Below are 12,798 nucleotides of genomic sequence, written 5' to 3'. Positions count from 1 at the left end.
AATGATCGTAAAATCAGCGGGCGATCACACTATAGGACGCTTATGCGCGTCCCCAGCCGGCCACGATGATCAACATGCCGCACAGGGCAATCAGCGCGCCTGCCCAGTCATACAGGCTTAGCCTGATGCCATCGACAACGCGCAGCCACAGCAGCGCGGTACAGACGTACACTCCGCCGTAGGCCGCATATACCCTCCCGCTGGCGGCCGGATGCAGGGTGAGCAGCCAGACAAAAAGGGCCAGGGACACACCCGCCGGGATCAGCAGCAGCGCGGAAGCGCCCCGCTTTAGCCAGAGCCACGGCAAAAAGCATCCGATGATTTCGCACAGCGCGGTCGCGAAAAAAAGCAGCGTCGTTTTGAACATTTTTCTCGTTTCGTGAGGATTGATTTAGACATCATACGCGATAATGTTCACATCGTTCCCATACCTGCCGCGCGGGTATGACACCCTTTCGGATTGGTGTAGAATCCAACGGGGTAATCCGATTGTCTGCACCCGTTTAAAGGAAACGCTATGACTACATTAAGCAAACACCTTTGTCTGACAGCCGTACTGGCGCTGTCATCGTTCGCCTTCGCCGCAACGGCATCAGCCGAAACCAGCAAACTCATCATTGAGTCTGGTGACAGCGCGCAAAGCCGTCAGAACGCCGCCATGGACAAAGAACAATGGAATGACACCCGCAGCCTGCGTCAGAAAGTGAATAAGCGCGTGGAAAAAGAGTGGGATAAAGAAGACGTCGCGTTTGATGCCCGCGACAAATGCCAGCAAAGTGCCAACGTCAACGCCTATTGGGAGCCTAACACCCTGCGCTGTCTGGATCGTCGCACTGGCCGCACGGTAGCACCGTAATGTCGACGCCGTGTGACGTTAAGCTCCGTCCGCTGGAGCGCGAAGATTTACGCTTTGTTCACCAGCTCGACAACAATGCCAGCGTGATGCGTTACTGGTTTGAAGAGCCTTATGAGGCGTTTGTCGAGCTGTCCGATCTCTACGACAAGCATATCCACGATCAGAGTGAACGCCGGTTTGTGGTGGAGTGCGAGGGTGAGAAAGCCGGGCTGGTTGAACTGGTTGAGATCAACCACGTTCACCGTCGGGCGGAATTTCAGATCATTATTTCACCGGAGCACCAGGGGAAAGGTCTTGCGTCGCGGGCGGCAAAGCTGGCGATGGATTACGGGTTTAACGTCCTGAATCTCTACAAGCTTTACCTTATCGTCGACAAAGAGAACGAAAAAGCGATTCATATCTACCGTAAGCTGGGCTTTATGGTGGAAGGTGAACTGATCCATGAGTTCTTTATTAACGGCGAATACCGTAACACCATCCGCATGTGCATTTTCCAGCATCAGCATCTGGCCGGGCATAAGTCCTCCTCCGCCAGCCTGCTTAAACCCACCGCGCAGTAACCTGCGCGGTTTTATTCTCAATAATATTCAATGCTGTTTTTGATGGTGTACTTGTGCTCAACGGCAGGTTTGACGCTGTCATCGGTGATCACCAGCTCACAGCTCACCGGGTTATTGTGGCGATCGTAATCACAGCTCTGCTTTACATTGCCCATCGGTTTATCGTTCAACAGGCTTACCGCCGTATAATCCATGCGCTTGCGCAGATCTTTCGACGGCACCGACTTGACCGATAAACGCTTGTCGCCGGAAACCGTAGTTTTACCCAGCGGGTAGCCGTCGGCGTCATACTGGTACTTCACTTCCATCTCTTTGCTGTGCGCGGCAACCACAAACCCGTTATCGTCGGTGTCCCACGTCAGGCCGGCAGACGGCAGTTCCGCCAGCTGACATTTCCCCTGCAACTTTACCTTCTGCTGCTGGGTTTCAGCATCGACGTAGTAGTTAGCATCCAGCACCAGCGCAACGCCCGTATTAGCGTCGAGATCGTGCAGTTCAAGCGTATCGAAACACCCTTCCGTTGACATCGTGCCGGTCACACGTTTAGAGACTTCACCCTTATCGTTGAACAGCGTCTGGGTAAAATCCTTCACCGGCCCGCGCAGAGGATCAAAGTCAAACTCGTTCGAAAAACTCGCCATCTCCGGCGTAAATGACAGCGGCGCGGTGTTGTTGTCGCATCCCACCAGTACCGTTGCCAGTAGCGTTATCGCTGCGTATTTATTCACATCATTTACCAAAAGAATGAAAGGGTTGTGATACTCATAGTAGCAAATAGTATGGTAACGATGTTGAATTGGTTCGAATACTGGTAAAATGTACGAATGTAGTCCAGCCAAACAGTCTTCAAGGAACGTTCAAAGGATGAGAACTTTTATAATCAATCTCAAACACTCGCTCGAGCGTCGTGCAAAAATGGAATCTCAACTATTAAAGTTGAACATTGCACACGAATTTATCGAAGCAATTGACGGTCGGAAAATGACTGAAACTGAACGCAGAAATGTCACGCGTGAGGTGAATTATGCTTTTCTCCCAGGTGAAGTGGGTTGCGCATTAAGTCACCAGGAAATATATAAAAAAATAACATATGAAAATATCGACGTAGCTCTCATCCTCGAGGATGATGTCGTAATAAATAATGATTTACGTGAAATACTCGACAACGTAACGCTTAGCACGACTAAACCTGAGATTCTACTTCTTAGTCGAGTTAATAAATATTACAAAAAACCTCTCAAAAGCATAAATGGCTCATATAGCATTCATAAAACTCAACAAGCCACGACTGCTCACGCTTATATTATTAATCAAAAAGCTGCCAGTAATCTCCTTCAGAACCTATACCCTGTGTGGATGGTTTCTGACAAATGGAGCTTATTCGAAGATTTATCTTTGGCTAAAATTCATTCAATCATACCTTTTCCTGTATGTCTTTCCGAAGAAGCGAACGCCTCAACTATTAATGAATCGAAAGGCGATGCCGCTTTAGATGCCAAAAAGAAAGAAATCTGGGAATTACTGATGCGGGAAAGACCTTTAGCTGCAAAGCTTCGCCATCGTTACCGACGCGCGATTACACCATTGTTCAATCCAATAATAAATCAAGGGAAAGGGTAAGAGTATTATTCTTTTTAATTACCGAGCGATTTAGCATTTCCAGGACAATTCAGAAAGACAGGTCCAAAAACAAAAGCTTACCCTAACCCTGCTATGCTTACAGTCCACACAGTGAAAAGGAGCTACAGATGAAACGGTTACCCTGGATTACCGCCCTGCTGTTAATGAGTGCTTCACCCGCTCTTCTTGCGGCCCCGGACTCCTGCGAGCGCGTGAAAAGCGACATTCAGCAGAAGATTATCAACAACGGCGTACCGGAGTCTGGCTTTACCCTGAACATCGTCCCGAACGATCAGGCCGATCAGCCGGATGCGCAGGTCGTTGGGCATTGTGCCAACGATACTTTCAAAATTTTGTACACCCGCACCAGTAGCGGCAACTACCCGGTGAGCGGCGCAGGTACGCAAGAGAATGCGCCCGCTGAGCCGCAATGATTTTCCCACTCAATTCCCCTGATTTGACGAGGATTAATATTTAATACCTCTAAATAAGTAACACTCCCCCCATCATTAGCCCGGTTGTAGTCACGGGTGAAAATAATTATTAACAATGATGGGGTGAGTTATGTCCGAAGTTGAACATCACGGCGGTATAAGCCGTCGAACTCTGGTTAAATCTACTGCCATAGGATCTCTGGCGCTTGCCGCCGGTGGGATCGCATTACCTTTTGGTCTGAAAAGCGCCGCCGCCGCTGTGCAGTCCGCTATTCAGCCCGCAGAAGACAAAGTTGTCTGGGGCGCCTGCTCGGTAAACTGCGGTAGCCGCTGCGCGCTACGTCTGCACGTTCGCGATGACGAAGTCTACTGGGTTGAAACGGATAATACCGGCGAGGATATTTACGGCAACCATCAGGTTCGCGCCTGTCTGCGAGGCCGTTCAATTCGCCGTCGCATTAATCACCCAGACCGTCTGAACTATCCGATGAAACGCGTGGGCAAACGCGGAGAAGGCAAGTTTGAGCGTATCACCTGGGAAGAAGCGCTGGACACCATCGCCGCGAGCCTGAAAAGCGTGGTCGAAAAATACGGCAACGAAGCGGTCTACATTAACTACTCCTCCGGAATTGTAGGCGGCAACATCACCCGCTCCTCCCCTTATGCCTCGCTGGTCGCGCGCCTGATGAACTGCTACGGCGGCTTCCTCAGCCACTACGGCACCTACAGCACCGCGCAGATCGCCTGCGCAATGCCCTACACCTACGGCAGCAACGACGGCAACAGCACATCGGATATCGAAAACACCAAACTGGTCGTGATGTTCGGCAATAATCCGGCGGAAACGCGCATGAGCGGCGGCGGGATCACTTACTACCTTGAGCAGGCGCGCGAACGGTCAAACGCGCGGATGATCGTTATCGATCCGCGTTATACCGACACTGCCGCAGGGCGTGAAGACGAGTGGATCCCGATTCGTCCGGGCACCGATGCCGCGCTGGTGGCAGGTATTGCGTGGGTGCTGATTAATGAAAATCTGGTCGATCAACCTTTCCTCGATAAATACTGCGTGGGTTATGACGAAAAAACCCTGCCGGAAGGCGCACCGGCTAATGGTCATTACAAAGCCTATATTCTCGGCCAGGGTGATGACAAAACCGCGAAAACCCCGGAGTGGGCGTCTCGCATAACGGGCATCCCTGCCGATCGCATCATTAAGCTGGCCCGTGAAATCGGTTCGGCGAAACCGGCCTACATTTGCCAGGGCTGGGGCCCACAGCGTCAGGCTAACGGGGAGCAAACGTCCCGCGCCATCGCCATGCTGCCGATCCTGACCGGCAACGTCGGCATTAACGGCGGCAACAGCGGCGCGCGCGAATCGACCTACACCATCACCATCGAACGCATGCCGCTGCCGGAAAATCCGGTGAAAACGCAAATTTCCTGCTTCAGCTGGACGGATGCCATTGCCCGTGGACCGGAGATGACCGCCCTGCGCGACGGCGTACGCGGCAAAGATAAGCTCGATGTGCCGATCAAGTTCATCTGGAACTTCAAGGACTTGAAGCGGACCCTTAGTAGGCCTGAGGTCCTGCATTGAGTCAAGACCTTGTGTCATTCTTTGTGCCAGACTTGTGTCATTAGACGGGATGTCTAGACGGCTGGTCAGGACCCCCGGTGGCCTCGGTCTGGACTTGAGGTGGGCCTATGGGGGGAAGTCTGCTGGCTTAATGTATTAGATGGTCATTCACATTTTTCTGTCAGAAACCATCGGTCCCACTGTGAGTCCAAACCTAAGGACCTAGAAGTCCACCCACAGCCTTAGACAGAGTGTCGAACACATCCACACCAAGTCGACCAGAGAGGACCATGTAGAGACCCACAGAGAGGAACACGAGTTTATAGACCAGAGTCAGGAGGGACTTCAGGTCTGCGGAAGTCATAGACATAAAGCCCCTATCTGTTATGTTATATTATTACATTAACAACAGGTCCAGACCATTGGTCCAGACCATAGTTAGTTAATCACAGTGATAGCCCACCACCTGAAGTCCTGCTGATATTCAGTCCAGACTTACCTCTGCTCATGGTCTTACCTCCCTCGGTCTCCTGACCTTGGGTATCGACTACAGCTTGCTGAGCGTCATCTGGAGGAGCTACAGGAGGAGCTACAGGAGGCGGGACCGAAGCCCCACCTTGAGTCCCACCACCACCTGTCAGGCCCTTGGCGATGGACCTGAAGCCTTTACTAATGCTCTTACCCATTGGTCTTACGCTTCGGTCTTGGTGAACTTCAGGCGTTTGACTACAGGCAGGACGGCAGTAGCTGAGCCAGTGCCCATCTTGACGGTCGTAGCAGCTTCAGCGACAACGAACACTTTACCGAGGATTTCCAAGTCGTGGGACTGAGAGTCGCCATCACGTGAAAGGACGACCGTAATATTCTCACCGTCGTGACGGAAGCAGCCGAAGCTCAGGGCCGTGAAGCGTTTAGCCAACATGAACACACCTTTGTCCTCACCGTTGTAATACGCGATGTCGGTACCCAGCATATCCACGATAGCGTCTTCACCAGAGAAGCCCTGCTTAGCAGCCAGACGAGAGAGAGCCTTGATGTGTGACTCATGGGCGATAATGCCATAGTCAGAAACCTCAGAACCGAAAGATGGCTCGGTGTTGTCATACAGAGCGTCCATGATAGCGTCTGCCTTAGCGGTCAGGCTACCAGTCAGGACAGGAAGCTCTACGGTCTTCAACAGTTTGGAGGACTCCAGAACGTCGACCATGCGAGCGTTGATGGTACGGACCACATTCTCACAGATGTTCATAGCGTCCTGCTGAAGTGTGCCCTGAGTGAATCCGGTGGATGACTTGGCGTCCCAGAGCTTGGTCTGCTCAGAGATGAGAATAGCCTGCTCGATTGGTTCGACCACGATTTCTTGTCCAGACGGAACGGTCACGACTTCAGGTCGCTTACCACCACGGACAGGAACGACCACAGAGCGATCAGCCAGAGTGTGAGCAATGATTGGAGTAGGCAGGCTATTGCGGGTAGGCAGGACTTCTACAGGGAACGGGATGTTCTCTTGAGCGTCTTTAAGTACACCGTTCAGCATAGCCTTAACCGTCTTAGCTAACTGGAGGGCATAGACCTGCGGGTCAGCGTTAGTCGGCAGACCTTCATTGACCTGAATGTTGTCGGTGTCGGTGATACGAACAGGCTCAATGCCGAACTGGAAAGCGTCTTTAGTCATAGTCATAATAATCAATCTCCTAAATTAGTTTGGATACTGTGGGTCCCGACATCGGGTCAGGACCACTTGTGTGTCTTACAGGCTGTCCATCCAGTTACCGCCTGACTCAATGTCAGCGACGATAGCGGCACGGGAGCGACCAGCGGAATGGGTAGCACTGCGGAGGTTCTCACCATAGGTCCGGCGTTCAGCTTTGACCTGTTCGCGGCGCTGTAACTCTTTCTGCCACTCTTCGTCGGTCATGAACATTTCGCGGGTACGCTCTTTCTGAGACGCCAGCTCTTTAGCGATACGCTCAGCCTCGACACGCTTATTCATCTGGCGGCGTTGGTAGGCGATCATCAGGTCATTACTGAAGAAGTTACCAATAGCTACGCCAGCTTCAGCCAGAGCTTCCAGTAACTCCATAGACTCACGGCTGGTAGACGGCAGGCCTGACAGGTAGCCCGGAATGAGGGTCTTGATAGCGAGCGACAGCGGATAGGACTGACCGTCCAGACTCACAGTATTTTCATAGAGATTGATGTCGGTGACTGACAGTTTCCAGTCTTGGTTATTGAATAACATAGTAATTACTCCTCTTGAGAGTTGAGACTATCGGTACCGCAGACACAGTTATGCCTACGGGTCTCCCCGCATCGGTCATCTCAAAAGGTTTTAAATTAGGTTTGGTATGGTCAAAGACCTTGCGTGGGAATTTCCACTCAAGACTCCAGCTCACTACGGGCGGTCCGGAGATTTCCGGAGCGGTCATCAGACGATAGGTTTATGCGGCGGTCTTTTCTGCCCCATAAGGTTAAGACTCTAGTTTGGCGAACGCCCGACGTAACTGATTATTCAAATCACGGTCGACCAGCATCGCTATAAGTTCGTCTCGACTGTAGTACGGGCGCTCAGAGTCAGCGACTCCAAGTCTCAGCAGGGACAGGAGGTGACGAGTGGGAAGACCACGGTAACGAAGGGTCGCTTTGCCAATAGGTGTACGAGGGTCAATCATCATCTTAGAGTCCCTCCACTCGTGCAGCCCAGGCGCTACCTGCGGGGAGCAGACTCAAGGCCTTATCCTTGGTCACGTGACCAGCTTTGACAGCCTTATACAGGCGCTCAGGCTTGCGTCCGTCCGCTTTACTAAACAGGGTAGACATCTGGTGATGGGCGTAGTCTCGGTCAGCGTTAGAGTGTCGCTCCAGTAGCTCAGCTTCGGCGTGATAGCCCAGCTCCACCATCTTGTTGACGACAACGGTCTGGACTTCAGGCATCGCCAGAATGGACTCAAAGGCAGCGTAGACCATATACTCAAAGTCATAAGACACCCATCCAGCGTACCGGAGCGTAACTTGCTTATTAGAGAAGATGTGCTGTGTAGAGCCGACCCGCTCACTCCGCAATTTTACCGGAGTGGCTGCAAATCGTCTCGCCTCTTTGGTCTTCCACTCGGAAGGGGCCTTACCCCTCGGTAGCTTCAGGGTCTTCCAGATTTCGGTCAGGTTCCACATCCCGTCCTCATTCGCTTTGAATGGTTGACCGTCGATGTAGATGATGTGGTTAGCGTTAAGGTTTGACATATCGTTGTACTCCTTTTGTTATGCCTCTTGAAGTCACACCCTGAGAGCCTACTCAAGCCCCCAACGATAGGGAGACTCACAGGCAACAGGAGACATACAGAAAGACTTGAGGTGATGATGAGGTCGTGTGAAGACCAGAGATGATGGTGGTGGTGGTGACTGCTCAGTTTTGAGCGGTAACGCCCTGTCTTCACGGCCCGCATTTTTTGCGGGACGGTAGAGAATCGCTTAGCGTCTTTGGTCCTCCACTCGGAGGGAGACTTCCTCGCCAACCAGCTCAGTTTTGAGCGCGTCAAGTCCACTACCAGACGGTAGGAAAGTTTTCCGTTCGGTTGCAAAGTTTTGCATCTGGTGTCTGGAGTGACCCGGTGTCTCTACATGTACATATAAAGGTGAGACCGCATGTCAGGACGAGCTGTAAGGACCCCAGATGGTGAGCGGTGATAGACTTAAGCCAATGAGATGACTGAAGAACGCTAACGAGCTGGAGGTCGATACAGGAGGTCTGACAGAGGCTGTCTTGCCTTGGGATGTCTTCTGAGAAAGACTTAATGTCGGGAGAGCTTCCGCATAACTTGACGCATCAAGACCGGAGGCGGAATGCATGGTCCCTATAGTGAGGGTATAAGATTTGCGACCATGTTTACTTTGGCTGGCTGGACTTAAAGTTCTTCTTATGGGAATTGTGATAACACAATCCATAACAAGATAAACTCATGGTCTCCTCCAGCCTGCTGGTCAGGACTCAAAGCCCAAACCTCAGACACCACTGGTCTAACCTCTTTGAGTTTCCGCCTGTCCTCAATGGATGGCAGACCTCAGCAATGATGTCTTGGTTCTTCAGTTATCCGCGCAGCGATTATCGCAGAGCCAACTTAAAGTCGGATGCGGTCTTCTGCTCCCCGCCTGTCAAAAGGGAAGATAACCTACGTTAAAGAGAATGGTCTCAGGCGCAAGGTGATTTAACACTAGGCGTGCGCGGATGGTTTCCAATCGGTCCGCTACCGGAAGCCTGAGACTTAATGAATGTGTGTATGGGTCGAGGGCTAGGGGTCCCCTATAGTGATAGTTTAGTCCCCTTCCCTATAGTGAGGGTATAATGCCCGCTAATTGTAACCCTTGTAAACTATATCAATTATAATATTTCGCAGAACCATATCTATCCTTAAAATGCTAGTTAAGCCCCTACGTTCAGACGCTAGGCCACATTGACACCCCACTGACCCCGAAAGCTAACATCAGGTTTCTACGCTCGGCTGCCGGGAGGTCCTCTTCAGAAGGCCTGTAACCGTTATCATAAATCTCATGGTCAATATGCTTTGCCATCTCAATGTATTTCTTAAGGAGGTCGGCAGTTAATCCCCGGAATTGTTCGGAGTTTACCGCCAAGACACCTCTTGCAATATCGTCTTGGTTATCCAAATGATCCGCTGAGAAATTAAAGCTGGAAGTGTACGAATCGCCGTGAGCAATTGCATCTCTTACCTCAAGACACTCTTTGATAATTTGATAAGGTTTTGTCCCCATATAATTAGTAAAGCCGCACAATTTTAACGTTTTCTTGTGCATTGTCTTTCTGCACTCTGGTTTCGTCTTATCGTAACCGGGGTCAACCTGTTTTCTATAGAAGATGAACATAGCCTCAATAGCAAAGGCAGTGAATATGATACCTGTACGATAATGGTGCTCACGCTCCCACTCCTCGGTCGCCAGACCTGCTAACCCCAAACAGGTTTCAGCAGTAATCATACATTCATATGACGGCTTATTTTCTTTACGGACTTTAACTTTAAACTCTTTAACCATTACGATTCTCCACTCACATCCCTACCAGTGCCAGATTTAGCGCATCAGCCAGACGTCCAACCGCGTGCCCCTTCCCGTACAGGTCGTAAGTGATTGACTGCGAGCTATGACCTAAGATGCCCTGAGCGTCCACCAGATTGACACCACGCTCTTTCATACGGGTCGCCAGCCAATGCCTCAGACTATGAAGCGAGACGTTATCGGCGTCTGGCAGGGCCTCAGTCAGGACCCGAGAGTTAAACCAGCTAGAGTAGGCGCTCGGTGTCATCCCGAAGAGAGGACCATCATCAGGCTGAGCGTCTACCCACGACAGAAAGGACGTCAGGTCAAACCCATAAGCGCCATCGGTTAGCGGTACAAGTCGGACTGAATGCTTGTTCTTTACGGACTTCCCGTCCCCATCTTCATTGATGTCGATACAGACCATCTTATCAATCGTTACAATGTCACGTTTAATCAGGTGGCAGACCTCAGCAGACCTAGCTCCAGTGACCACAGATACCAGAGTCGCCCATCTGCGAGCCTCAGAGGTCGTGTGAGCGGTGTGTCGCGTGAACTGATACTCAGCCTCTACCCGGACAAGAAGTCTCTCCAGCTCCTCGTCAGTGAATGCTCTACGCTTGGAGTCTACATCCTTAGTTAACTTCATGCGCTCAATCGGGTTGCGGCCCTCAAGTTGCCCATTCATCAGGCCATAGTCCAGACACATCTTCGCCTTAGTCAGCAGCTTGTTAATCGTCGACGGTCTCACCTCAGAAGCCAGCATAGCGTCCCTGACAGCCAGCCACTCAGAGCGAGACATCAGGTCCATGTCTTCAGGCAGGAACCGGGAGACAGTATTTAGTGAGGACGAGAGGTCCTTGTAGCTGGAGGACTTCAGGGTCTGGACCTTCTCAGCCAGCAGCGAGGACACTAGCTCAGAAAAACTACAGATAGTGACCTCAGGTTGGCGCTCCTGTGTGAAAACTACTGGTCTATCCCCCTGCTCATTCTTCAGAATTGACGTAGAGTCGCCTATAGTTGAGTAATCAGTATGGTTATTATCATCAATCAGCTTAATCAGACCAGAGGTATCACCAGTGTCTACCCTCTGCTGTGCTGCGGTCAGGACTTCAAGCGCTAACCTTATGCCCTTCTGCTGGTCCAGACTTAAGGCTTGCGTAGCGGCTAGCTCCTTCAGGTTGGACTTCTCGTCCACCAAAGTAGCGACCTCAAGTCCATTCCAGTAATCGTCACTAGCGTCTGTCAGGAACTGCTCAGCCATAGACCGGAGGTGCTCTGTAAGCTCCTGTAGCGAGACTTCAGGTCTATCCAACATGAAGGCCTTAGCTGTGGCTGCAAGCTCTCTCTGACGCATTGTGGCTACTCTCCTGTCTGTGCTGCGGGTCGATACTGAAAGAAACGGTGTGGTCTGTCCCTTGAGTCTGAAGCGGATAGTATATCGACCATTGGCTCTACGGACTAACTGAGGCTTAGCTACGCCGAGTAGATTGATTTGTGTCAGCCTTGTGTCAGGACTTGGGGTGTAGACTTGCCCATACAGATAGGGAGACCCAGAGAAAGAACTGGATGAATATACAGTGTTGTCATGGTTAATGTCAGTCATATCAGGACCTTAAGTAGCGTTGAGTCAACTACTTCAAGTCCGTCCATCCGTCTGACAGTGGAGTCCATCTGGAACTACGCGGGTAATACCATCATCAACCAGCACTCCGATATCAACAAAACTCACGACATTTTGCAGGATGAGAGCAAGTGCGAAACGATCGTCGTCATCGACAACTTTATGACCTCGTCCGCGAAGTATGCCGATATTGTTCTGCCGGACCTGATGACCGTCGAGCAGGAAGATATCATCCCCAACGATTACGCCGGCAACATGGGATACCTGATTTTTCTCCAGCCGGTTACCGCCCCGAAGTTCGAGCGCAAGCCCATCTACTGGATCATGAGTGAAGTGGCGAAACGCCTCGGACCGGATATCCATCAGAAATTCACCGAAGGCCGTACGCAGGAGCAGTGGCTGCGCTACCTGTACGCCAAAATGGTCGCCAAAGATCCGCTGCTGCCATCCTACGATGCGCTGAAAAAAATGGGTATTTATAAGCGCAAAGATCCTAACGGACATTTTGTGGCCTATAAAAAATTCCGTGACGATCCGGATGCCAATCCGCTGAAAACCCCGTCGGGCAAAATCGAGATCTACTCCAGCAAGCTGGCGGATATTGCGGCAACCTGGGAACTGCAAAAAGACGAAACCATCACCCCGCTGCCGGTCTATACCTCAACCTTTGAAGGCTGGGACGCGCCCGAGCGCAGCAAATTCCCGCTGCAACTGTTCGGTTTCCACTTTAAAGCCCGTACCCACTCCAGCTACGGCAACGTGGATGTGCTCCAGGCCGCCTGTCGCCAGGAGGTGTGGCTTAACCCTGTGGATGCGGAGCAACGTGGTATCAAAAACGGGGATATGGTGCGCGTCTTCAACGACCGCGGCGAAGTGCGTATTGCCGCGAAAGTCACCCCACGCATCATGCCCGGCGTAAGCGCGATGGGCCAGGGCGCCTGGCATGACGCCAACATGAGCGGCGATCGTGTCGATCACGGCTCCTGCATCAATACCCTGACCACGCACCGCCCGTCACCGCTGGCGAAAGGCAACCCGCAGCACACGAACCTGGTGCAGATCGAGAAGGCATAAGGATT

11 protein-coding genes and 2 pseudogenes are annotated in these 12,798 nt (G+C 51.6%); 6 read left to right on the top strand and 7 right to left on the bottom strand.

Translation table 11 applies throughout. The features are described 5' to 3' along the window. Positions 1–40 precede the first annotated feature (40 nt). Entirely contained in the window at positions 41–367 is a 327-nt protein-coding gene (locus ACOTWU_RS14480; RefSeq protein WP_040117590.1) for a YnfA family protein, read from the bottom strand. Between the two features lie 150 nt (positions 368–517). Here ACOTWU_RS14480 and ACOTWU_RS14475 point away from each other — a divergent pair, with 150 nt between their 5' ends. Together ACOTWU_RS14475 and speG are read left to right on the top strand one after the other, a co-directional pair. Further along, a complete protein-coding gene (locus tag ACOTWU_RS14475) occupies positions 518–856 on the top strand; it encodes a DUF1283 family protein (protein WP_252049294.1) in 339 nt (112 codons plus the stop codon). Beyond that, entirely contained in the window at positions 856–1,416 is a 561-nt protein-coding gene (gene speG, locus ACOTWU_RS14470) for a spermidine N1-acetyltransferase (protein WP_003857416.1), read from the top strand. Before ACOTWU_RS14475 ends, speG begins: the two co-directional genes overlap by 1 nt. Before the next feature lie 17 nt (positions 1,417–1,433). On the opposite strand, the gene ACOTWU_RS14465 is transcribed toward speG, so the two are convergent. Beyond that, the gene (locus tag ACOTWU_RS14465; RefSeq protein WP_017384542.1) at positions 1,434–2,144 is read right to left on the bottom strand and encodes a YnfC family lipoprotein; all 711 of its coding nucleotides are present in this window, start codon (positions 2,142–2,144) and stop codon (positions 1,434–1,436) included. A gap of 136 nt (positions 2,145–2,280) precedes the next feature. Between ACOTWU_RS14465 and ACOTWU_RS14460 the strand changes: the two genes are divergently transcribed. The 3 genes and pseudogenes from ACOTWU_RS14460 to ACOTWU_RS14450 all read left to right on the top strand — a co-directional run. After that, on the top strand, positions 2,281–3,036 hold the full coding sequence (locus tag ACOTWU_RS14460) for a glycosyltransferase family 25 protein (protein WP_040117589.1): 756 nt from the start codon (positions 2,281–2,283) through the stop codon (positions 3,034–3,036). A 128-nt stretch (positions 3,037–3,164) separates the two neighbouring features. Beyond that, positions 3,165–3,470 carry a DUF1161 domain-containing protein gene (locus tag ACOTWU_RS14455; RefSeq protein WP_003857424.1) on the top strand — a complete coding sequence of 102 codons (306 nt, stop codon included), beginning with the start codon at positions 3,165–3,167 and terminating at the stop codon, positions 3,468–3,470. 130 nt (positions 3,471–3,600) lie between these two features. Beyond that, positions 3,601–5,025 (top strand): annotated as a pseudogene (locus tag ACOTWU_RS14450) (DMSO/selenate family reductase complex A subunit); the annotation flags it as partial. Positions 5,026–5,740: 715 nt separating this feature from the next. On the opposite strand, the gene ACOTWU_RS14445 reads toward ACOTWU_RS14450, so the two are convergent. From ACOTWU_RS14445 to ACOTWU_RS14425, 5 genes are all read right to left on the bottom strand, one after another. Then, the gene (locus ACOTWU_RS14445) at positions 5,741–6,730 is read right to left on the bottom strand and encodes a hypothetical protein (RefSeq protein WP_116349417.1); all 990 of its coding nucleotides are present in this window, start codon (positions 6,728–6,730) and stop codon (positions 5,741–5,743) included. Between the two features lie 69 nt (positions 6,731–6,799). Continuing rightward, the gene (locus ACOTWU_RS14440; RefSeq protein WP_116349416.1) at positions 6,800–7,291 is read right to left on the bottom strand and encodes a hypothetical protein; all 492 of its coding nucleotides are present in this window, start codon (positions 7,289–7,291) and stop codon (positions 6,800–6,802) included. Between the two features lie 434 nt (positions 7,292–7,725). Further along, complete coding sequence (locus ACOTWU_RS14435) at positions 7,726–8,037, bottom strand: hypothetical protein (protein WP_252049295.1); 312 nt, start codon at positions 8,035–8,037, stop codon at positions 7,726–7,728. 1,443 nt (positions 8,038–9,480) lie between these two features. Then, on the bottom strand, positions 9,481–10,095 hold the full coding sequence (locus tag ACOTWU_RS14430; protein ID WP_252049297.1) for a hypothetical protein: 615 nt from the start codon (positions 10,093–10,095) through the stop codon (positions 9,481–9,483). Positions 10,096–10,108: 13 nt separating this feature from the next. Further along, positions 10,109–11,701, bottom strand: coding sequence for a site-specific integrase (locus ACOTWU_RS14425; protein WP_163311709.1), 1,593 nt, complete (start codon positions 11,699–11,701; stop codon positions 10,109–10,111). 57 nt (positions 11,702–11,758) lie between these two features. Between ACOTWU_RS14425 and ACOTWU_RS14420 the strand changes: the two are divergent. Beyond that, positions 11,759–12,793: pseudogene (locus ACOTWU_RS14420) on the top strand (molybdopterin dinucleotide binding domain-containing protein); the annotation flags it as partial. Positions 12,794–12,798 lie beyond the last annotated feature (5 nt).

Source organism: Enterobacter cloacae complex sp. GYL001 (assembly GCF_049237125.1).
In the GTDB taxonomy this organism is placed as follows: domain Bacteria; phylum Pseudomonadota; class Gammaproteobacteria; order Enterobacterales; family Enterobacteriaceae; genus Enterobacter; species Enterobacter hormaechei_C.
Note: the sequence above shows the minus strand (reverse complement) of the source record. Positions and strands in the feature narration are given on the sequence as shown.